Consider the following 19,156-nt stretch of genomic DNA (forward strand, 5'->3'; position numbering starts at 1 on the left):
CGGATGATCTCAGGCTGCCAATCGTTCCTTCTTTTTGACGGTGTGTGCGGTAGCCCAGATCCCGTCGCGAGGGCGCAACGTGATCATCGGCTCCGGCGTCACGGGGCGGCCGGGGACTAGGTCCAGGCGGAAACGCTGCGCGGTCATGGCGAGGATGAGGCAGCTTTCCATCTGCGCGAACCTGTTGCCGAGGCAGGTCCGGGGGCCGCCGCCGAACGGGAAGTAGGCATACCGCTCCCGTGCCTCGATCCGGTCGGGCAGGAACCGCGTCGGATCGAAGCCTTCCGGATTTTCCCAAAGCGACGGGTTCCGGTGAACGGCGTAGGCGCAGGCCATTACCGTCTGCCCGGCCTTGACGGTGACCCCGTCCATGGAATCGTCCGCCAGCGCCCGGCGGGAGATCGTCCACACCGGCGGGTAGAGTCTCATCGATTCCTCGAAGACCATCCGGCAATAGGGCAGGGATTTGAGATCGGCATAGTTCGGCGGCCGGCCCTCCAGCACGCGATCGACCTCTTCAGTCAGCCGCCGTGCGACGTCCGGGTTTCTTGACAGAAGCGCGAAGACCCAGCCGAGCGCGATGGCGGTGGTCTCATGGCCGGAAAGGATGATCGACAGCACCTGGTCCCGCAGCAGGCGCTGGTTCGTAGCATCGTCCGGTCCGTCGCCCTCATGAGTCCTCACCAGATGCGTCAGCAGATCGTCGGGCGGATCGGCCATCGCCCGACGATCGGCGATGACCTGGCCCGTAACCTCGTCCAGAATGCGCAGCGATTTCAGCCCGCGCCGGTCGAACACGTCCAGGATTCGCGGCGGCAGGGGCGTCCAGACCCGTCTCTCCGCCCGGCGCAGGAGGGCGGTCAACGCGCCGTAGATCGCCCTATGATCGTCCTCCAGCCGGATGCTCAACAGCGCGCGGACGGCGCAATCCAGCGCCAGCCGCATCATCTCCATCGACAGGTCGAAGGCCGTGCCGGCTCGCGCATAATCCTCCCAACGGTCCAGCGTCTCGTCCGTAGCGGCCACGATATCCCGCGCCATGCGCTCGAACTGGGCGCCGGCGAAGGCCGGGCTGGCGGATCGCCGCTGCGCCAGCCACTCATCCCCTTCGGAAAGGAAGATGCCGTTCCCCAGGATCGGCCTCAGCGGCTCATAGAAGCGGCTCTTGACGTAGTTCCGGTGGTTGTCCTGGAGAACGTGGCGGATCAGCCGCGGCGCGTTCAGCATCACCACCCGGTCCAAGCCTATATCGTATGAGACGGCGTCCTCGTGCCGCCGCATCATCTCCACGAAATGGCGGAGCGGATCGCGGCGGATGTCCAGCAGGTCGCCCAGCACCGATTTCCGGCGACGAGCAAGCGGGTCGGGCAGGACCTGCTGGAATGTCGTTTCGGCAAGGCTCGTCATGAATCCGCTCCTCGGATGACCAGTCCGGGGAGACGGCGGCGGATCCTACCCCGCCGGGACGGCGCGGTTTCTCCTCAGCAGGTCGTCTTTCCCGGCGTGAAGGCGATTACATTGTCGTCGGAAGGCTGGTCGTCGGCGATGTCGCGCACCGCTTCCGCCGCTGCGCCGACCAGTGCGGCGGCAAGGGCGAAGCCGGCGCGGGACGTCTCCATCTGCAGATAGTCCAGGCAGTGGAGCAGCGTCTCCGCCGATGCCGGCGCGTCAGGGCGGTCGCCCGCGGCATGGGGCCGTATAGGAAAACCGAACACATTCATCACTTCGCTCCCGATAGGGGCGGCGGCGGAATTTTCCGCCTCCGGATATCGGAAGCATTGGACTGCATGCGCATGCATTCGGCAGTCCCCCAAAAAGGGGGGAGTGGACGGAAATCATGCGGCCTGACCTTTCCGCCAGGGCGCGTGCCCGACGACGCTGCCCGATATGCCGGTCGCCTCCCTTATGGCGGCCAGCATCGCCGGGCCGGCATCGAACAGGCCGGCATGGGTCGGGACGCCGCCGATCGGCATCGGTCCGACGGTCCATAATGGATGGCAGCCCACGCGCGGCAGCAGCCGGGCGATCCGCCGATCGTACACGGTCAGGATCTCCTCGATTCCTTCCGCCATGCAATGTTCGACAAGACCGTGGAACAGCTCCGCTGTGATCTGGCCGACCGCCGCCAGCCCGCCGTCGCTGCCCGACCCCATATCGACGGCGAAGCGGCTGGCTTCCCACAACCGTGGCCTGCGCGGCGCTTCGCCATCCTTCAACAGCGGGTGGAAAGCCTCGGTATCCTTCATCATATAGGGGCCGGTCGTCGGCAGGAGCCGCCATGATCCGGCCACCGCCCCTGTCGGACCGAACGCCAGCAGATAGGTCGGATCCAGATCGTCGAAAGCGTCACGCTCGCGGCCGTCGCGGCAATCGACCTCCCAGCCCAACCGATCCTTGAAAACCCGGCCGCGCAGCAGGTGCATCGCGTCGAAATCCTCCGCCCGCGCCCTGCGGTCGACATTCGTCAAGATGTCGATCACCCCGTCCTCCGTCATCCATGGCGATGACGGAATTCGACCGCTAAAAGGTGCGCGCGGCACTTCCCCCCGAAAGGGGGCAGGCCGATGCGATGATATGCGAGGTCGAGGCTAGTTCGGCGGCGGCTTCAGGGTGAAGTCGCCCCGGCGGATGCGATCCGGCAGATCGTCCATCAATCGGGCGATGGCCTCTTCCCCATGCTCCTCCACCATGTCGGTGAGGGCGGTATAGATGGCCGTGGTCGCCAGAAGCTCCGGCGCCACGCCCTGCCGCAAGGCAGCGTCCCAGGCGTCCAGAAGCAGGTTCAGCGCGATCCGCTTCTGTTCCGCCGGATCCCGCGTCAAGACCGGCATCCGAAAGCGATGAAGTCCGTATTCTCGAATCCCGGCTTGCCGTAGTGGAGCGGCGCGCCGTCCTCGGTCTCCACCGATCCGCCGGCTGCATTCAGCACCGCGTGTCCCGCGGCCGTATCCCACTCCATCGTCCGGCCGAAGCGGGGATAGATATCCGCTTCGCCCGCCGCGATCAGGCAGAATTTGAGGGAGGAGCCGACGCATTTCTCCTCCGCGACCGGCATGTCGGCCAGGAAGGCGCGCAGCCTGTCGGCGTCGCCATGGCGGCGGCTCGCCACCACCACGGCGCCCGCCGCCGGCGGCGGGCGGGCGGCGATGGTCCGGGTCGGCTGGTCGGAATCATCCAGCATGGCGCCGCCGCCGACGCGGCCGCAGAAGGTCCGGCCCAGCGCCGGCGCATGGACGACGCCCAGCACCGGGCGGCCATGCTCCACCAGGGCGATGTTGACCGTGAACTCCCCGCTGCGGTTCAGGAACTCTCGTGTGCCGTCCAGCGGGTCGACCAACCAGAACCGATCTCCCCCCGAAGCGGGGCAGCAGCCGGCGCTGTGCGCTTCCTCCGCGATCACCGGGATGCCGGGCGTAAGGTCGCGCAGCCCCTTCAGGATGATCGCTTCAGCCGCCGCGTCCGCCGCCGTCACCGGGCTGCCGTCATCTTTGATCGTGGCGGCAAGGTCGTCGCCGCCATAGATCTGCAGGATCGCGCGGCCGGCTTCTATGGCCAGCACGCGGACGGCGCTGCGCAGCCGCTCATCCTCGGATATCGCCGTAACGACCGTCATGGCTGAGCCGCTCCGCGTTCGGAGATAAGGGTCCATAGAGCCTCCGGCGTCGCCGGCATGTCGACATGGGCGACGCCATGATCCGACAGGGCATCGACCACCGCATTGATGACCGCCGGCGGCGCGCCGATCGCGCCGGCCTCGCCCGCGCCTTTCACACCCATGGGATTGGTCTTGCAGGGTACGACGTTGGTGCGAAAGGTGAGGAACGGCAGATTGTCCGCCCGGGGAAGGGCGTAATCCATCAGCGATCCGCTGAGCAACTGCCCGTTCTCGTCATAGACGGTGCGTTCATGCAGCGCCTGACCGATCCCCTGGGCCACGCCTCCGTGGACCTGGCCTTCCAGCAGCAGGGGATTCAGCACCACGCCGAAATCATCGACTACCGTATAGGCGACGATCTCCGTCGCGCCGGTGTCGGGATCGATCTCCAGTTCGCATACATGGGCGCCGTTGGGAAAGGTGGCGGCGGGCGGTTTGAAGTCGCCGCCCTCGTCGAAGGCGATGTCTTCCGCGCTGGCCTTCGCCACCTCGACAAAGGCGATCGATCGGTCGGTGCCGACGATGGTGAAGATTCCGTCGGAGATCTCGATATCCGCCGTCGCCGCTTCCAGCATGTCGGCCGCCTTCACCTTCGCGGTCTCCAGGATCGCCTCCGACGCGCTGGATATCGCCATGCCGCCGACCGGGATGGAGCGTGATCCGCCCGTGCCCGTGCCGGTCCTGATTCGCGCGGTGTCGCCCTGGACCACCGTCACCGCCTCCGGCGACAGGCCGAGGCGGCTGGCGACGATCTGCTTATAGGCGGTTTCGTGCCCTTGGCCGTTCGACTGTGTACCGGCATAGACCGTCGCCTCGCCCGATTTCTCCACGACGATGCGAGCGGCCTCCGCCGGGCCGCCGGCACATGCCTCGATATAGGTGGAGAGCCCGAGACCGCGCAGTTTGCCTCGCCTGCGTGCCTCCCGCCGCCGGTCCTCGAAACCGGCCTGGTCGGCGATCTCCAGCGCGTCGGTCATGTTCTTGTCGAACGCGCCGCTGTCATAGGTGAGGCCCAGCGCCGTGTCGTAGGGCATGGCATCCTCCGGGATGAAGTTGCGGCGCCGCAGTTCCCAGGGCGGGATGCCGATCTCCCGCGCGGCTGCGTCGACCAGCCGTTCGACCAGATAGGCCGCCTCTGGACGCCCGGCCCCGCGATAGGCGTCGACCGGTTGGGTGTTGGTGTATGCGCCCCGGACGGAGACGTGGACAGCAGGCATCCGGTAAAGCCCCGTCAGCATCCGGCAACCGGCCATCGTCGGAATGAAGGGGCCAGCGGCGGAGAGATACCCGCCCATATTGGCGACCGTCTCCACCTTCAGGCCCAGGAACTTCCCATCGGCATCCAGCGCCAGTTCGGCGTTCGTGACATGATCGCGGCCGTGATCGTCGCTGATGAAGGCTTCCGACCGTTCCGAGGCCCATCTCACAGGCCGTCCGAACTTCCGCGCGGCGTAGAGGGTGCAGACATATTCGGGATAGAGGAAAAGCTTCATCCCGAAGCCGCCGCCGACATCCGGCGTGATGACGTGGAACCGGTCGTGCGGCAGGCGGAAGATATCGCCGGCCAGCGTGTCGCGCATGTCGTGCGCGCCCTGGCTGGAGACGTAGAAAGTGAACTTCCCGTCGCTATAGTCGGCCACGCAGGCGCGCGCCTCCATCGGGTTGGCGACCACCCGGTTGTTGACCAGCTTCAGGCTGACGGTGCGGTCGGCGCGCGCCAGCGCGTCGGCGACTTTGCCGGAATCTCCCAACTCCCAGTCGAAGGCCAGATTTCCCGGAATCTCGTCCCACAGCGCGGGTGCCCCGCCTTCCAGGGCTTTGACAGGATCGGCCACGGCGGGGAGCATGTCGTAGTCGATGTCGATCAGTTCGGCCGCGTCGCGGGCGATCTCCAGCGTTTCCGCGACGATCAGTGCCAACGGCTCCCCGACATGGCGTATCCGGCTGCGGGCCAGCGCGGGACGCGGCGGCTTTGTCAGATCGCTGCCGTCGCGGTTGTTCAGCCCCACCTCGCATGGCAGCGTTCCAATCCCGTCGGCGTCCAGATCGGCGGCGGTGACGATTCCGATGACGCCCTCCACTGCCAGGGCCTCGGACGTTTCGATCGCGCCGATGGTCGCATGGGCGACCGGCGACCGCAGGAAATAGCCGTGGGCTTGCCCGGGCAGGACGACATCGTCGGTATAGCGTCCGCGGCCGGTCAGCAGCCTCGGATCCTCGCTGCGGCGGATCGCTTGGCCTATTCCGAACTTCGCGGCGGCGGTTTCTGCCGTCATGGGCGGGGGCTCCGATGGCTTTGGGGGAGGGCAGGGAAGATCGTTCTAACATCGCCATGCGAAGGGGAACGGTCAACTCGGCGTTAAGCAAAAGGCAACCCGGCTCTGGTACGCTCCCTCTCCCATGCGTTGGATCCTTTCTTCCCTGCTTCTCGCTGTATCGTTCCTGCCGGCCGGCCCTTCGTCGGCGCAAAGCCAGTTCGATCCATACGAGGAGATCACCGGCCTGACCCAGGTGCTGGAAGGCGATCTCCTGTCCGTGAACGGGATGATCGTCAGGCTCTACGGCATAGACGCGCCGGAGCTGGGCCAGTTCTGCGAAACCCGCGACGGCCGCCCCTATGATTGCGGCCTGGCCGCGAAGAACGTCCTGACCCGCCTGCTGAACGGCCGCGATGCGAGTTGCACCCTGTTCGCCGCGCTGCCTTCGACCAACCGTTCGGGCGTCTGCCGGCTTGAAAACGTCGACCTGGGCGGCGTCATGGTGCTGAAAGGCTGGGCCTTCTCCTATCGCGGCCTGTCGAACCGCTATGAGCCCCATGAGGCGCGGGCGCAGGCGACGGGCCAGGGCATGTGGTCGGGCCGGGCGCAGCGCCCATGGGTCTGGCGGCAGGAGCAGGCGGAGCTTCGGAGCGCCGGCTAGTACCGGCTAGCGTCGGAGCTTGTCGATCACGCCGATGATCGCCGAAACCCGGCCGCTATCGTCGACGAAGGGGCAATCCACCGATTCGAAGGCGATGTGGCTCCGGTCGAACATGCTGAGCGTACCCGTGCAGATGCGGCATCGCCGCTCGGTGACCACGGTGGTGTAATAGGCGTGGAGCGCGTGGCCGTATTCGCTGCCGTCCCCGGGCATCACCAGATTGCCGGTATTGTTGCGCCCGAACATCCGGATCACCTCTTCGCCATGAAGCTTCAGCAGGAAGTTCCCGTCATTCTGGGCCTCCACGAGGAACAGCTTGCCCACGACGCCCTTGTGTTCGGTCACGTCGAACAGGCGGCGGTTTGGCGGCAAACCATCGGCCGCCTCCAGCCACCATCGATAAAAGCTGCCCACCGCCCGGCTTTGGAAGTCCGTGTCTCCGTCGACTGGCGTGTCGCGCAGATCCAGAACCTGACTGAAGGCTGAGGGACGGGATAGCATCGCTCACCATTCCAGAAATCGTCGCGACACGGGTTCTAACGTGTCGGCATCGTCTTCGTTCGCGATTTGACGATCTTCGATGGATTATTGCAACGTGCGGCCTTCCTGCCGGGGCAGCGCCCATGGCGCCGTCCGGGGAATGGAAATCTCATGCCAGTCGCCATGCTCCAGGCTAAGATGGACCGCGCAGCAGATCAGCATGTCGACCTCCACGCCGTCCATGGACAAGGGCGCGACCAGCCCCACGGTCCTCTTCATCGCCTGCGGCTCGACCGCGAAATGATCGGCGATCTCGATCGGCTGATGGAGCGTGAGGCATCGTCTGAAATCCTGGGCCAGACCTGAGATGAGGGGATTCTCCCGGATCATCTCCTTGAGCCGGCGTCCCCGAGGATGAGGGCCATAATCATACACCAAATTCTCGCCGCGCAGCCGGCACAGGAAATCGTCGCCATCGCCGATCACCTGCCATAGCGATACGTTGGCCAGGATGGCGCCCAAATCCTCCGGGACGATGTCGGCCTTCGCGGGAAGCAGCCCGTCATGGCAGCGCGACCGCCAGTAGGCCCCGAACCTGATCACCTTCTCATGCGTAACCTGCATGGCCGCCTCGCCATCGCTCCCGCACATTGCCTAAACCGTACAGCCGGAAAAGGACGGCGGAGAAGCTGGGAACAAGGGGCTTATCCCAAAGGCGTACACCTGCGCTTTGGCGTCAGGGCACGGCGGAAAGGATCGCGGCGGCCGCGGCCTCGTCGGTGATCAGGCCGGTGAGCAGGCGACCTTTCAGCGCCGCCCGGATGGCCGGCGCCCTGTTCTCGCCTGCAGCGATGCCGATGGTGAGGTTGCCGGGCGGCTGGTGCGGGGGCAGGGCGGTCACCCGGTCGTTCGTGCCGCCCTCGACGATCCGCCCGTCCGTGTCATAGGCCCAGCCCGCGATCTCTCCGACAGCGCCCAACTCGATCAGCTCCGCCAGTTCGGCGTCCTTGATGAAGCCGTCGATATGCAGGGGAGCGTTCCATCCGATCGGGCCGACACCGAAGAAGGAGACTTTCGCGGCCGAGGCCATCTCCATCACCACTTCCGCCCAATGCTGGGCGTGGAGGAAGGTCCGTTGCTCGCGACTTTCGGCGATCAGCGGCATGGGCAGGGGGAAACATTGCGCGCCGACCCTGTCGGCCAACCGGATGACGACATCGTAGGGCGTCGCCCTGCCGTCGCGGGTCAGGTTGCCGACGACGGAGACAACCTTGTGCTGCGGCTGGTCGGTCGGCGACACCTCCCGGATCGTGGCGCGGAGCGTCCGGCCGGTGCCGAAGGTGAGGATCTGGGGGGCGCGTTCGGAAAGATAGCGGTCGATCACCACCGACGCCGCGGCGGCCAGCCCGGCCACATGACCGGGCTTTGCGGGGTCGCTGGGCACCACCTCGCAATAATCCAGCTTGAACCGCTCCGTCAGCCGTTCCGCCAGTTCCATGCAGGCGACGATCGGATGGTCGATCCTGAAGCGGATCAGCTTCTCCGTCTGCGCCAGCGCGATCAGGCGTTGAGCGCCGGGACGGGAGAGGCCCAGCTTCGTCGCGATCTCATCCTGGGTGTTGCCCGCGATGTAGTAGAGCCAGGCGGCCCTCGCCGCCTGATCCAACCGCCTAGTACCCGCAGGAGCGATCTCGCTCTTGATCGGATCGGTCATCCTGGCCCTTTCCCGCCACACAAACGCTCATTGCTTCTTAGAGTGCCCATCGGCGTCCTTTCAAGCATTTGCGCGCCGCTTGGCTATATTGCGCTGCAATAATAGATCGTCATGCCTATGCGCATCTTGACATAAATTCCATCAAGAGTGAGCATATGATTGCCAATTGAGCGAATGCTCAAACAAGCAGGTGCCTCGTCAAGGGCATCTCGGACCATCAAAGACAGGAGGAGGCGCACATGTCGGTATCCCGCTATGCCTTTCTCGCGACGGGACTTCTGTTCTGCGCGACGGGGACGGCCGCCGCGCAGGAGACGTTGACGATCGCCACCGTCAACAACGCGGACATGATCATCATGCAGCGCCTGTCCCCTCAGTTCGAGGAGGAGACGGGCATCGACCTGGAGTGGGTCGTGCTGGAGGAGAACGTGCTGCGTCAGCGCGTGACGACGGATATCGCGACGCGCGGCGGCCAGTTCGACATCGTCACCATCGGCGCGTACGAGACGCCGATCTGGGGCGCCCAGGGCTGGCTGCTGCCGGTCGACGATCTGGGCGAGGAATACGACTACGACGACATATTCGACCCGGTGAAGAACGGCTTGTCCCATGACGGGACGCTCTACGCCGTGCCCTTCTACGCTGAAAGCTCCTTCACCTACTATCGCACCGACCTCTTCGAGGAAGCCGGGCTGACCATGCCCGAGGAGCCGTCCTACGAGGACATCCGCGGCTTCGCCGAAACTCTTCACGATCCGGAGAATGACATCTACGGCATCTGCCTGCGCGGCAAGCCGGGCTGGGGCGAGAACATGGCCTATGTCGGCACGCTGGTGAACACCTTCGGCGGCCGCTGGTTCGACATGGAATGGCAGCCGCAGCTAACCAGCCCGGAATGGACTGAGGCGATCAATTTCTATGTCGACCTGTTGGGCAATTATGGCCCGCCGGGCGCCAGCTCCAACGGCCATAACGAAAATCGGGCGCTGTTCGCCTCGGGCAATTGCGCGATGTGGATCGACGCCACTTCGGCCGCCGGATACATCTACAATCCGAATGAAAGCCAGGTCGCCGACGTGACGGGGGTTGCAGCCGCGCCGGTCGCGGTGACGCCCAACGGTTCGGCCTGGTCCTGGTCATGGGCGCTGGCCGTCCCGGCCTCGTCCTCGAAGGAGGAGGCGGCCAAGCAGTTCCTCGCCTGGGCGACCTCCAAGGAGTACATCGCGCTGGTCGGCGAGACGGAAGGGTGGGTGGCCGCTCCTCCCGGCACCCGGCAGTCGACCTACGACAATCCGGCCTATCAGGAAGCCGCGCCCTTCGCCGATCGGGTGCTGAACGCCATCCTGACCGCCGATCCGTCCAACCCGACGCGCGACCCGGTTCCTTATACCGGCGTCCAGTTCGTGGCGATTCCCGAATTCCAGGGTATCGGCACGCAGGTCGGGCAGGTGATCGCCGCGGCGCTGGCCGGCAATATCAGCGTCGAGGAAGCGTTGCAGTCGGCGCAGGAGGCGACCGAACGGACGATGCAGCAGGCGGGCTACATCGACTGACGAAGGATCGGCCGGGGCGAGGGTGCAGGCTCTCGCCCCGGCCCTCCGCTCGTACCCCTCCAGCATCGGGAATGCGCTCATGGCGATCAACCGCTTCATGCAGCAGCGCCGGCGGGTGAACACGCTGCCGCTCGTCGCGCCTTCGGTTCTCGTCCTCCTGGTCTGGATGATCGTGCCGCTGGCGATGACGCTCTGGTTCTCCGTCCAGCGCTATAACCTGCTGAACCCGACGCTGACCGGCTTCGCCGGGCTCGACAACTATGTCTATCTGCTGAACGACCCGGCGCTCTGGCGGGCGATGTGGAACACGCTGGTCCTGGTCGGTTCGGTGCTGGCCATCACGGTCGTCTTCGGCACCCTCCTGGCCGTGCTGTTCGATCAGCATTTCCCCGGCCGGTGGGCAGCGCGGCTGCTCATCATCGCGCCCTTCTTCATCATGCCGACGGTCGGGGCGCTGATCTGGAAGAACATGCTGATGCACCCGGTGAACGGCATTTTCGCCTGGATCACGGATTTATTCGGCCTGCCTCCTGTCGACTGGTTCGCCAACCTGCCGATGCTCTCGGTCATCATCATCGTCTCATGGCAATGGATTCCCTTCGCGCTGCTGATCCTGCTAACCGCTATCCAGTCGCTGGATAATGAGCAGAAGGAAGCCGCGCGCATCGACGGGGCGGGGCCGGTGCAGATGTTTTTCTACATCATCCTGCCCCACCTTCGCCGGTCGATCTCCGTCGTGGTGATGATCGAGACGATCTTCTTCCTGACCATCTTCGCGGAGATCTATGTCACCACCTCCGGCGGTCCCGGCCTCGCCACCACGAACCTCGCCTTCCTGATCTATATCAAGGCGCTGCTGCAGTTCGACATCGGAGCGGGATCGGCCGGCGGCGTCATCGCGATCGTGCTGGCCAACATCGTCGCCATCTTCCTGATGCGCACAGTCGCGCGAACCATGGATTCGTGAGGCCGCGATGCGTGAGAAACCGCACACAAGGGCGCTGACAGTCATCCTGGGCTGGGCCGCCGCGCTGATCATGTTCTTCCCGATCCTGTGGATGATCCTGACCGGCTTCAAGACGGAGATCGACGCCGTCGCCACGCCGCCGACCTTCTTCTTCGATCCGACCCTGTCCAGCTATGAGGAGGTGTTCAGGCGGGCGGACTATCTGAAGTTCGCGATCAACAGCGTCGTCGTCTCCATCGGAGCGACGGCGCTGGGCCTGCTGATCGGCATTCCGGCCGCCTACGCCATGGCGTTCTTCCCGACCCACCGGACCAAGGGCACGCTTCTCTGGATGCTGTCGACCAAGATGCTGCCGCCGGTCGGCGTGCTGGTGCCGATCTACCTGCTGTTCCGGGACCTGTCGCTGCTGGACACGCGGACGGGCCTCATCCTGATCTACACGCTCATCAACCTGCCGATCCTGGTCTGGATGCTCTATTCCTTCTTCAAGGAGGTGCCGTCGGAGATCCTGGAAGCCGGCAGGATGGACGGCGCCACGCCCCGGCAGGAGATGTGGTTCCTGCTGATGCCGCTGGCGCTGCCGGGCGTCGCGTCGACCGCGCTCCTGTCGGTGATCCTGAGCTGGAACGAGGCATTCTGGAGCCTCAACCTCACGACCTTCGACGCCGCGCCTCTGACGACCTACATCGCCTCCTTCTCCAGCCCCGAAGGCCTCTTCTGGGCAAAGCTCTCCGCCGCCTCGACGCTCGCCGTCGCGCCGATCCTGGTCTGCGGCTGGCTCAGCCAGCGCCAGCTCGTGCGCGGCCTGACCTTCGGCGCGGTCAAATAGTTCCGTTTTCGCTCAAGGACTAACCTTCATGTATCTCGAAAAATACGATCTTTCCGGACGGGTGGCGGTGGTCACGGGCGGCGGCCGCGCCATCGGGCTGGCCTGCGTGCAGGCGCTGGCCGAGGCCGGGGCGTCGGTGGTGATCGCCGATGTCGATCGGGCGGCCGCGGCCGAAGGCAAGGCGACCGTGGAGGCCGCCATCGGGAAGTCCGTCCATACCGTCCAGCTCGACGTCACGGACCCCGATCAGGTGACGGAGGTCGCAGGCCGGCTGGAGAAGGAGCACGGGAAGGTCGACATCCTCGTCTGCAATGCCGGCATCGCGCGCAGCGACACGCCGGCGGAGGAGGTCGCCGACGAACATTGGCGTAACGTGATCGACGTCAATCTGAACGGCGTCTTCTGGTGCTGCCGTGCCTTCGGCGGCGCGATGCTGAAGCGGGGGCAGGGCGCGATCGTCAATGTCGGCTCCATGTCCGGCTTCATCGTCAACAAGCCGCAGCCGCAGGCCTACTACAACGCCTCCAAGGCCGCCGTTCATCACCTGACCCGGTCCCTGGCGGCGGAGTGGGGCGCGCGCGGCGTCCGTGTCAACGCGGTGGCGCCGACCTATATCGAAACCCCGCTCACCCGCTTCGGCATGCAGGACCAGCGGATGTACCCGGTCTGGCTGGAAAGCACGCCGATGGGCCGTGTCGGCCAGCCCGAGGAGATCGCGTCGGTCGCTCTTTTCCTGGCGTCGGACGCTTCCAGCCTGATGACCGGCTCCATCGTGCTGGCCGACGGCGGCTATACCTGCTGGTAGGGGAGGCGGCATGGTCGACCTTTCAACGCGACGACGGCTCGGCGGATCGGATGTCGAGGTCGCGCCCCTCGGGTTCGGCGGCAACGTGCTGGGGAACCTCTATGCCGAGGTGCCGGAGGAGGAGGCGCTGGACACGGTCGTTGCCGCCTATGAGACCGGAATCCGCTTCTTCGATACTGCGCCGCTCTACGGCCACGGCCTCAGCGAGCATCGGATGGGCCATGTGCTGCGCCGCTATCCACGCGACAGCTACGTGTTGTCGACCAAGGTCGGGCGTCTGCTGAAGCCCCACGGAAAGGTCCCGCCGCCGCGCCTGCCGGCCAGCCAGGGCGGCATCTTCACCGGCGAACTGCCGTTCCAGCCGGTGTTCGACTTCACCTACGACGCCATCATTCGGTCGGTGGAGGACAGCCTTCAGCGGCTGGGGACCAACAGGCTGGACGTGGTCTTGATCCATGACGCCGACGAATGGACCCATGGGGCCGGGATCGGCGAACGGCTGGAGGAGGTCCGGACCGGTGCGCTCCCGGCGCTGAACCGGCTGCGGGACGAAGGGGTGATCCGCGCCTTCGGCGCGGGCGTCAACCAGGCGGAGGCGTGCGAGTGCCTGCTGGATATCGGTCCGTTCGACTGCTTCCTGCTGGCCGGACGCTATACGCTGCTGGAGCAGGGGGCGCTGGACGGGCTACTGCCCCGATGCGAGCGGGAGCAGGTTTCGATCATCCTGGGCGCGCCGTTCAATTCCGGCATCCTGGCGACCGGCGCGGTTCCTGACGCGCGCTACAACTATCAGCCGGCGCCGGAGGAGGTGAAGGACCACGTGAGGCGGATCGAGGAGATCTGCCTGGCCCATAAGGTCAGCCTTCCGGCCGCCGCGCTCCAGTTCCCGCTGGGTCATCCCGCCGTCGCCACCGTCATTCCCGGAGCCAAATCGCGGGCGGAGGCGGAAAGCAATGCGAGGCTCATGACGGCCGCCATCCCGCCCGCCTTCTGGCGTGACCTGAAGACCGGCGGCCTCAGCCGCGAGGATGCGCCGACGCCGGAATAGGCGGTCGCCCTGAATCATGACAGGGTGAATTTTCCAGGGGCTGGACGGGTGGCGATCCTGATGGCGGCAAGGCTGGTGATCTTCGATTGCGACGGCGTTCTGGTCGACAGCGAACCGATCGCCCTTGCCTGCTTCCGCGACGCCCTCGCCGGAATCGGGCTGGATCTGACCCTTGATGAGACGACACGACGGTTCCTCGGCCGAAGCGCAGCCGATTGCCGACGGCGCATAGAAGATCTCACCGGCCGGCTGCTGCCGAAGGATTTCCAGGAGAGGTTCCACGAAACCCTTTTCGATGTGCTTGAGCGCGAATTGCGGCCAATGGTGGGGATCGAGCAGCTTCTGGACGGGCTCGACGCGCCGGTCGCCGTCGCCTCCAGCAGCGCGCCGGACCGGCTACGCCATACGCTGAAGGTTGCCGGACTTCTGAACAGGTTCGAAGGCCGCCTGTTCAGCGCGACTATGGTGCCGAACGGCAAGCCCGCCCCCGACCTGTTCCTTCACGCCGCCACCGTGATGGGTTTCGATCCTGCCGATTGCATCGTCGTGGAGGACACGCGACCCGGCGTCGAGGCGGCGAGGAACGCCGGAATGCCTTGCATCGGCTTTCTCGGGGGCGGCCATCACGCCCTGACCGGATCTCCGCTCGAAGCCGACTGGCTGGCGCGGACCGCCGAAGACCTCGCGGCGATCCTCCGCGACCTTCTGGACGTTCGCGTCGCGGCCCGGCCAGCGGCAAAAATCGCGGAGGACGCAGCGCCCGCATAGCGGCCGGTCATGGGTGCAGACCGTCTGGCTGTGGATCTTCACGAGGCAATGCCAGGAATCGATCGCCGCCGTATCCCAGCTTTTCGGGATGAGGTCGTTCAGCAGCCGGTCCGCCTTTCGGTCGTCCGCTCTCGCGGGGATCAGGCCGAGCCTCGCCGCGACCCGATGGCCATGCGTATCCACCGGCAGGACCGGGCGCGCCAGGGTGCTGAAGCAGAGGGTTGACGCGCTGATCTTCGGCCCGACGCCCGGAAGGCTTTCAAGCCATGCCCTGGCCTCCGGTACCGGCGGTCGGTCGAGGAAATCGAGATCGAGAGAGCCCCGCCGCTCCATGACCGCGTTAAGCGACGCCTGCACGAACCGCGCCTTGTCCAACGGCCATGTGGTGCGGGACAGGATATCGGCGAGAAGGGCGGTCGGCGCGCGCCGCGCCTCATCCCAATTTTCGAACCGTCGAACCAGCACGTCGAACGCCGCTCCCGATTCCTCGTCCTTCGTGCGGCAGGAGATCAGCGAAAGGACCATCTGACTCAGCGGGTCGAGCCGCCGCCGTGGCGGGAGGTCGCCATGAGCGGCGCGAAGCCGCCTCATGATCCCGTCCATCGGCCCGTCGAACAGGGGAAGCGTGCCGGTCATACAGCATGATAGAACAAAACAGGAACATATAGGAAGGGTCTAATGCAGCCGGCGCTGTCCCGGCACCGGCACGGCGGCGAGAAGCTGGCGGGTATAGTCATGCGCCGGGCTGGCGAACAGCTTCTCCCTCGGCGCATGCTCGACCAACTCGCCGAAATACATCACCGCCACCTCGTCGCACAGACTCTCCACCACCGCCAGGTCGTGGGAGATGAAGAGGTAGGTGAGGCCCAGCTCCGCCTGGAGTTCCCGCAGCAGCTTCAGGACCTGCGCCTGGATGGAGACGTCGAGCGCCGATACCGGCTCGTCCAGCACCAGGATTGGCGGCTGCGCGGCCAGCGCGCGGGCGATGCCGATCCGCTGGCACTGACCGCCGGAGAATTCGTGCGGGTAGCGATCGATGAATTCGGGACGCAGGCCAACGATGTCCATCAGCTCCGCCACCCGCGCCTTCCGCGCCGCGCCATCCAGATCGGTCAGCGCCCTCAGCGGGGCCTCCAGCGCCTCCCGCACCGTCTTGCGCGGGTTGAGGGAGGAGAGCGGGTCCTGGAACACCATCTGTATCTTCCGGTGGAAGGCGCGCTTGTCCTTGCCGGAGAGCGCGGCGACATCCTCACCGTCCAGGCGGATGCTGCCCTCCGTCGGCTCCAGCAGGCCGACGACCATCCGGGCCAGCGTGGACTTTCCGCAGCCGCTTTCGCCGACGATGCCCAGCGTTCTGCCCCGCGCGATCGACAGGGAAACGTCCTTGACCGCCCGGATCACGGGTTTCTTCCCGCCGGTGATGGTCCGCCCGCCGCCGAAATCGCGGGAGAGATTGCAAATATCGACGACGATGTCGCTCACAGCTTGCCCTCCCGGCGCAGATCCTCGGTCCTGATGCATCGCGCGCGATGGCCCTCTTCGACGAGATCGAGCGGGATGACGCCCTGCCGGCATGCGTCGATCGAATAGGGGCAGCGGGGTGCAAAGGAGCATCCCGGCGGCAGCCGGTTGACCGCCGGGGGCAGTCCCGGAATGGCGTCGATGGATCGTTCCGGCTGGCCCAGCACCGGCACGCAATCCATCAGCCTGCTGGTGTAGGGATGGCCCGGCCGGTCGAACAGGGTGGCGACGGGGCCGCTCTCAACGATCCGCCCGGCATACATCACCAGGACGCGGTCGCAGACCTCCGACACCACGCCGAAATCATGGGTGATGAAGATCAGCGCCGCGCCCTGTTCCCGCCGCAGCTCGTCCAGAAGCGTCAGCACCTGGGCCTGCGTCGTCACGTCCAGAGCAGTCGTCGGCTCGTCGGCGATGATGATTTCCGGATCGTTGGCCAGCGCCATGGCGATCACCACGCGCTGTCTCTGGCCGCCCGAAAGCTCGTGGGGATAGGCGTCCGCCTTCTCCGCCGCCGAAGGGATCCGGACCTGGTCCAGCAGTTCCACCGCCCGTTTCATCGCCGCCCCGCGATCCGTCCCCTGATGCCGGCGCAGCGTCTCGGCGATCTGCTCCCCGATCGGGAAGAGGGGATTCAGCGTCGTCAGCGGGTCCTGGAAGATATAGGCGATCCGGTTGCCCCTGATGTCCTGGAGCCGCTTCAGATCCGCACCGACCAGATCCTCCCCGCGATAGAGCACCTGGCCGGAGACAATCCGCCCCGGCGGCGTCGGCGCCAGCCCCAGGATCGACAGCGCGGTCACCGACTTGCCCGATCCGCTCTCCCCGACGATGCCCAACGCCTCTCCGGCCCTGAGGTCGAAGCTGACATCGTTCACCGCACGGTAGGTCTCCGACCCGATCGTGAAATGGGTGGACAGGTTCCGCACCGACAGCACGGTCTCCGACTCCGCCGGATCGTCGCCGATTCCGCGTTCGGCGGCTGGCGCGGCGTCGGTCATGGCGACGGGACGGGAGAGGGCGCCGGATTTCAGGCGCGGGTCCAGCACGTCGCGCAGCCCGTCGCCCACCAGGTTGATGCCGACCACCAGCACCAGGATCAGCACCCCCGGCACCACCGCGACATGGGGCGCCAAAGTTATAAGGCTGCGCCCGTCGCCCAGCATGTTGCCCAGATCGGCCTGCGGCGGCTGCGCCCCCAGCCCCAGGAAGCTGAGCCCCGCCGTCTCCAGGATCATCCAGCCGACGGTCGTCGACATGGTGATGACGATGATCGGCAGGACGTTGGGAAAGATCTCGCTGGTGATGATGCGCGTGTTGCTGAGGCCGTTCAGCCTCGCGGCGTCGATGAATTCCCGATTGACCAGCGACAGCGTCGCCCCGCGCACCGCCCTGGCGAAGAACGGGATGTTGACGATTGCGATCGCCAGCAGCGCGTTGAACAGGCCCGGCCCCAGCACGGCGACGATCGCCAGCGCCAGCAGCAGATAGGGGAAGGCCATCAGCATGTCGATGCCGCGCATCAGGATGTTGTCGATCACCTTGCCGTAGAAGGCGGCGATCAGGCCGATCAGCGATCCGATGATGGCGGCGACCAGCGTCGCGGCGACCCCGACGGCGAGGCTGATGCGCGTTCCCCAGACCAGCCGGGAAAGGATGTCCCGGCCCAGCGGATCGGTCCCCAGCCAGTGCCCTTCGCTCAGCGGCGGCAGCAGGCGGTCGGCCGGCGCGGTGGCGTTCGGGTCCTGCAGAGGCAGGATCGGCGCCAGCAGCGCCACCGTCACGATCACCGCCAGCAGGCAGAGGCCGAAGACAGCCAGATGATTGCGCGACAGCCGCGCCCAGGCGCCGGGGCGGCTGCTCTTGCGGGGCGTCGTCGCGCCTTCTTCGGCGACGGCGGTCATCGGCCCCTCACGCGCGGGTCGATCATGCTCTGGACCACGTCGGCCGCCAGATTGATCAGCACATAGGCCGTCGCCACCACCAGCACCCCACCCTGGACCAGCAGGATGTCGCGCTGGCCGATGGCGTCGACCAGCATTCGGCCGATGCCGGGCCACTGGAACACGCTTTCGATATAGACCGCGCCGCCCAGCACGAAGCCTGCCTGGATGCCGATGATCGGGATGATGTTGACCAGCGCGTTCTTGAAGGCGTGCTTGTAGATCACGGTCCCCTCGCGCAGCCCCTTGGCCCGCGCGGTGCGGACATAGTCCTGCCGCAGCACCTCCAGCATGTTCGATCGGGTCAGGCGCGCCACCACGCCCGTCGCCACCACGGCCAGCGCCGTCGCCGGCAGGACCAGATGGTAGAGCAGGTCGAGGATGCCGCGATCGCCGAACAGATCGTACATGCCGCTGGTCGGGAACCAGTCCAACCTGACCGCGAACCACAGGATCAGCAGGATGCCCAGGAAGAAGGAGGGGGTGGAGATGCCGATCAGGACCAGGAGGGTGATCAGCTTGTCCTGCCAGCCATATTGCTTGACCGCCGCGACCACGCCGGCCAGCACGCCGAAGATGGTGCACAGTAGAAGTGATGCTCCGGCCAGGATCAGCGTCGGCCCCAGCCTCTCCCCGACCTCCGCCGCCACCGGACGGTTGAGCGCGTATGACCGCCCCAGATCGCCCTGAAGGACTCCCGTCAGCCAGGAGATGAACTGGACCGGCAGCGGCCGGTCGAGCCCCAGTTCCGCATTCAGCCGGGCGGCGTTCTCCTCGGTGTAATAGCCGCCCAGGATGGCCAGCGCCGGGTCGCCCGGGATCAGGGAGATCACCAGGAACACAATGACGGAGATTCCCAGCAGCACCGGGATGACCAGCAGCAGCCGTCGGGCGATGTAGGAGATCATCTTGGGCCTTCCGGAGCCCTACCCCCACCCCGACCCTCCCCCGCCT

The 19,156-nt window shown here is 66.1% G+C and carries 19 protein-coding genes; 7 read left to right on the forward strand and 12 right to left on the reverse strand.

Annotated features, from left to right (window positions below):
• Nucleotides 1-9: 9 nt before the first annotated feature.
• From AAFN89_RS00270 to AAFN89_RS00295, 6 genes are all read right to left on the reverse strand, one after another.
• Nucleotides 10-1,407, reverse strand: a complete 1,398-nt coding sequence (locus AAFN89_RS00270) for a cytochrome P450 (RefSeq protein ID WP_347534702.1) — start codon at nucleotides 1,405-1,407, stop codon at nucleotides 10-12.
• 74 nt (nucleotides 1,408-1,481) lie between these two features.
• Nucleotides 1,482-1,721 (reverse strand): hypothetical protein, encoded by a 240-nt coding sequence (locus tag AAFN89_RS00275; protein ID WP_347534704.1) that lies wholly within the window; start codon nucleotides 1,719-1,721, stop codon nucleotides 1,482-1,484.
• A 114-nt stretch (nucleotides 1,722-1,835) separates the two neighbouring features.
• On the reverse strand, nucleotides 1,836-2,480 hold the full coding sequence (locus AAFN89_RS00280; RefSeq protein ID WP_347534706.1) for an acyl-homoserine-lactone synthase: 645 nt from the start codon (nucleotides 2,478-2,480) through the stop codon (nucleotides 1,836-1,838).
• 108 nt (nucleotides 2,481-2,588) lie between these two features.
• A complete protein-coding gene (locus tag AAFN89_RS00285; RefSeq protein ID WP_347534708.1) occupies nucleotides 2,589-2,822 on the reverse strand; it encodes a hypothetical protein in 234 nt (77 codons plus the stop codon).
• On the reverse strand, nucleotides 2,819-3,613 hold the full coding sequence (gene cysQ / locus AAFN89_RS00290) for a 3'(2'),5'-bisphosphate nucleotidase CysQ (RefSeq protein WP_347534710.1): 795 nt from the start codon (nucleotides 3,611-3,613) through the stop codon (nucleotides 2,819-2,821). The genes AAFN89_RS00285 and cysQ overlap by 4 nt, the downstream gene beginning before the upstream one ends.
• A complete protein-coding gene (locus tag AAFN89_RS00295; protein ID WP_347534712.1) occupies nucleotides 3,610-5,931 on the reverse strand; it encodes a xanthine dehydrogenase family protein molybdopterin-binding subunit in 2,322 nt (773 codons plus the stop codon). The genes cysQ and AAFN89_RS00295 overlap by 4 nt, the downstream gene beginning before the upstream one ends.
• 124 nt (nucleotides 5,932-6,055) lie before the next feature.
• On the opposite strand from AAFN89_RS00295, the gene AAFN89_RS00300 reads away from it, so the two are divergent.
• The gene (locus tag AAFN89_RS00300) at nucleotides 6,056-6,574 is read left to right on the forward strand and encodes a thermonuclease family protein (RefSeq protein ID WP_347534714.1); all 519 of its coding nucleotides are present in this window, start codon (nucleotides 6,056-6,058) and stop codon (nucleotides 6,572-6,574) included.
• A gap of 6 nt (nucleotides 6,575-6,580) precedes the next feature.
• Here AAFN89_RS00300 and AAFN89_RS00305 read toward each other — a convergent pair whose 3' ends face one another.
• The 3 genes from AAFN89_RS00305 to AAFN89_RS00315 all read right to left on the reverse strand — a co-directional run bounded on the left by AAFN89_RS00305 (nucleotide 6,581) and on the right by AAFN89_RS00315 (nucleotide 8,768).
• Entirely contained in the window at nucleotides 6,581-7,075 is a 495-nt protein-coding gene (locus AAFN89_RS00305) for a hypothetical protein (protein WP_347534716.1), read from the reverse strand.
• An 84-nt stretch (nucleotides 7,076-7,159) separates the two neighbouring features.
• Complete coding sequence (locus AAFN89_RS00310) at nucleotides 7,160-7,678, reverse strand: hypothetical protein (protein WP_347534718.1); 519 nt, start codon at nucleotides 7,676-7,678, stop codon at nucleotides 7,160-7,162.
• A gap of 112 nt (nucleotides 7,679-7,790) precedes the next feature.
• Nucleotides 7,791-8,768, reverse strand: coding sequence for a sugar-binding transcriptional regulator (locus AAFN89_RS00315; protein ID WP_347534719.1), 978 nt, complete (start codon nucleotides 8,766-8,768; stop codon nucleotides 7,791-7,793).
• Between the two features lie 239 nt (nucleotides 8,769-9,007).
• Between AAFN89_RS00315 and AAFN89_RS00320 the strand changes: the two genes are divergently transcribed.
• The 6 genes from AAFN89_RS00320 (at nucleotide 9,008) to AAFN89_RS00345 (ending at nucleotide 14,738) form a co-directional block, all read left to right on the forward strand.
• On the forward strand, nucleotides 9,008-10,321 hold the full coding sequence (locus AAFN89_RS00320) for a sugar ABC transporter substrate-binding protein (RefSeq protein ID WP_347534722.1): 1,314 nt from the start codon (nucleotides 9,008-9,010) through the stop codon (nucleotides 10,319-10,321).
• 79 nt (nucleotides 10,322-10,400) lie between these two features.
• Complete coding sequence (locus AAFN89_RS00325; RefSeq protein WP_347534724.1) at nucleotides 10,401-11,288, forward strand: sugar ABC transporter permease; 888 nt, start codon at nucleotides 10,401-10,403, stop codon at nucleotides 11,286-11,288.
• Between the two features lie 7 nt (nucleotides 11,289-11,295).
• Complete coding sequence (locus AAFN89_RS00330; RefSeq protein ID WP_347534726.1) at nucleotides 11,296-12,117, forward strand: carbohydrate ABC transporter permease; 822 nt, start codon at nucleotides 11,296-11,298, stop codon at nucleotides 12,115-12,117.
• A 28-nt stretch (nucleotides 12,118-12,145) separates the two neighbouring features.
• Nucleotides 12,146-12,922, forward strand: coding sequence for an SDR family oxidoreductase (locus tag AAFN89_RS00335; protein ID WP_347534728.1), 777 nt, complete (start codon nucleotides 12,146-12,148; stop codon nucleotides 12,920-12,922).
• A gap of 10 nt (nucleotides 12,923-12,932) precedes the next feature.
• Nucleotides 12,933-13,970, forward strand: a complete 1,038-nt coding sequence (locus tag AAFN89_RS00340; RefSeq protein WP_347534730.1) for an aldo/keto reductase — start codon at nucleotides 12,933-12,935, stop codon at nucleotides 13,968-13,970.
• A 48-nt stretch (nucleotides 13,971-14,018) separates the two neighbouring features.
• A complete protein-coding gene (locus AAFN89_RS00345; RefSeq protein ID WP_347534732.1) occupies nucleotides 14,019-14,738 on the forward strand; it encodes an HAD family hydrolase in 720 nt (239 codons plus the stop codon).
• A gap of 675 nt (nucleotides 14,739-15,413) precedes the next feature.
• Here the strand turns inward: AAFN89_RS00345 and AAFN89_RS00350 are convergent.
• Genes AAFN89_RS00350 through AAFN89_RS00360 form a run of 3 tightly spaced genes read right to left on the reverse strand, consistent with a single transcriptional unit; the run spans nucleotide 15,414 to nucleotide 19,110 of the window.
• Nucleotides 15,414-16,220, reverse strand: a complete 807-nt coding sequence (locus AAFN89_RS00350; protein WP_347534734.1) for an ATP-binding cassette domain-containing protein — start codon at nucleotides 16,218-16,220, stop codon at nucleotides 15,414-15,416.
• Entirely contained in the window at nucleotides 16,217-18,163 is a 1,947-nt protein-coding gene (locus AAFN89_RS00355; protein ID WP_347534736.1) for a dipeptide/oligopeptide/nickel ABC transporter permease/ATP-binding protein, read from the reverse strand. The genes AAFN89_RS00350 and AAFN89_RS00355 overlap by 4 nt, the downstream gene beginning before the upstream one ends.
• Complete coding sequence (locus tag AAFN89_RS00360; protein ID WP_347534738.1) at nucleotides 18,160-19,110, reverse strand: ABC transporter permease; 951 nt, start codon at nucleotides 19,108-19,110, stop codon at nucleotides 18,160-18,162. Before AAFN89_RS00360 ends, AAFN89_RS00355 begins: the two co-directional genes overlap by 4 nt.
• Nucleotides 19,111-19,156 lie beyond the last annotated feature (46 nt).

Source organism: Inquilinus sp. CAU 1745 (assembly GCF_039839375.1).
Classification (GTDB): Bacteria; Pseudomonadota; Alphaproteobacteria; order DSM-16000; family Inquilinaceae; genus JBDOQU01.

Excerpts from the sequence above, each read along its gene's own strand:
- AAFN89_RS00360 (WP_347534738.1), bottom strand. The coding sequence starts at position 19,110 with ATGATCTCCTACATCGCCCGACGGCTGCTGCTGGTCATCCCGGTGCTG.
- AAFN89_RS00295 (WP_347534712.1), bottom strand. The coding sequence starts at position 5,931 with ATGACGGCAGAAACCGCCGCCGCGAAGTTCGGAATAGGCCAAGCGATC.
- cysQ (WP_347534710.1), bottom strand. The coding sequence starts at position 3,613 with ATGACGGTCGTTACGGCGATATCCGAGGATGAGCGGCTGCGCAGCGCC.
- AAFN89_RS00355 (WP_347534736.1), bottom strand. The coding sequence starts at position 18,163 with ATGACCGCCGTCGCCGAAGAAGGCGCGACGACGCCCCGCAAGAGCAGC.
- AAFN89_RS00325 (WP_347534724.1), top strand. The coding sequence starts at position 10,401 with ATGGCGATCAACCGCTTCATGCAGCAGCGCCGGCGGGTGAACACGCTG.
- AAFN89_RS00310 (WP_347534718.1), bottom strand. The coding sequence starts at position 7,678 with ATGCAGGTTACGCATGAGAAGGTGATCAGGTTCGGGGCCTACTGGCGG.
- AAFN89_RS00320 (WP_347534722.1), top strand. The coding sequence starts at position 9,008 with ATGTCGGTATCCCGCTATGCCTTTCTCGCGACGGGACTTCTGTTCTGC.
- AAFN89_RS00315 (WP_347534719.1), bottom strand. The coding sequence starts at position 8,768 with ATGACCGATCCGATCAAGAGCGAGATCGCTCCTGCGGGTACTAGGCGG.
- AAFN89_RS00270 (WP_347534702.1), bottom strand. The coding sequence starts at position 1,407 with ATGACGAGCCTTGCCGAAACGACATTCCAGCAGGTCCTGCCCGACCCG.
- AAFN89_RS00305 (WP_347534716.1), bottom strand. The coding sequence starts at position 7,075 with ATGCTATCCCGTCCCTCAGCCTTCAGTCAGGTTCTGGATCTGCGCGAC.
- AAFN89_RS00300 (WP_347534714.1), top strand. The coding sequence starts at position 6,056 with ATGCGTTGGATCCTTTCTTCCCTGCTTCTCGCTGTATCGTTCCTGCCG.
- AAFN89_RS00340 (WP_347534730.1), top strand. The coding sequence starts at position 12,933 with ATGGTCGACCTTTCAACGCGACGACGGCTCGGCGGATCGGATGTCGAG.
- AAFN89_RS00330 (WP_347534726.1), top strand. The coding sequence starts at position 11,296 with ATGCGTGAGAAACCGCACACAAGGGCGCTGACAGTCATCCTGGGCTGG.
- AAFN89_RS00275 (WP_347534704.1), bottom strand. The coding sequence starts at position 1,721 with ATGAATGTGTTCGGTTTTCCTATACGGCCCCATGCCGCGGGCGACCGC.
- AAFN89_RS00335 (WP_347534728.1), top strand. The coding sequence starts at position 12,146 with ATGTATCTCGAAAAATACGATCTTTCCGGACGGGTGGCGGTGGTCACG.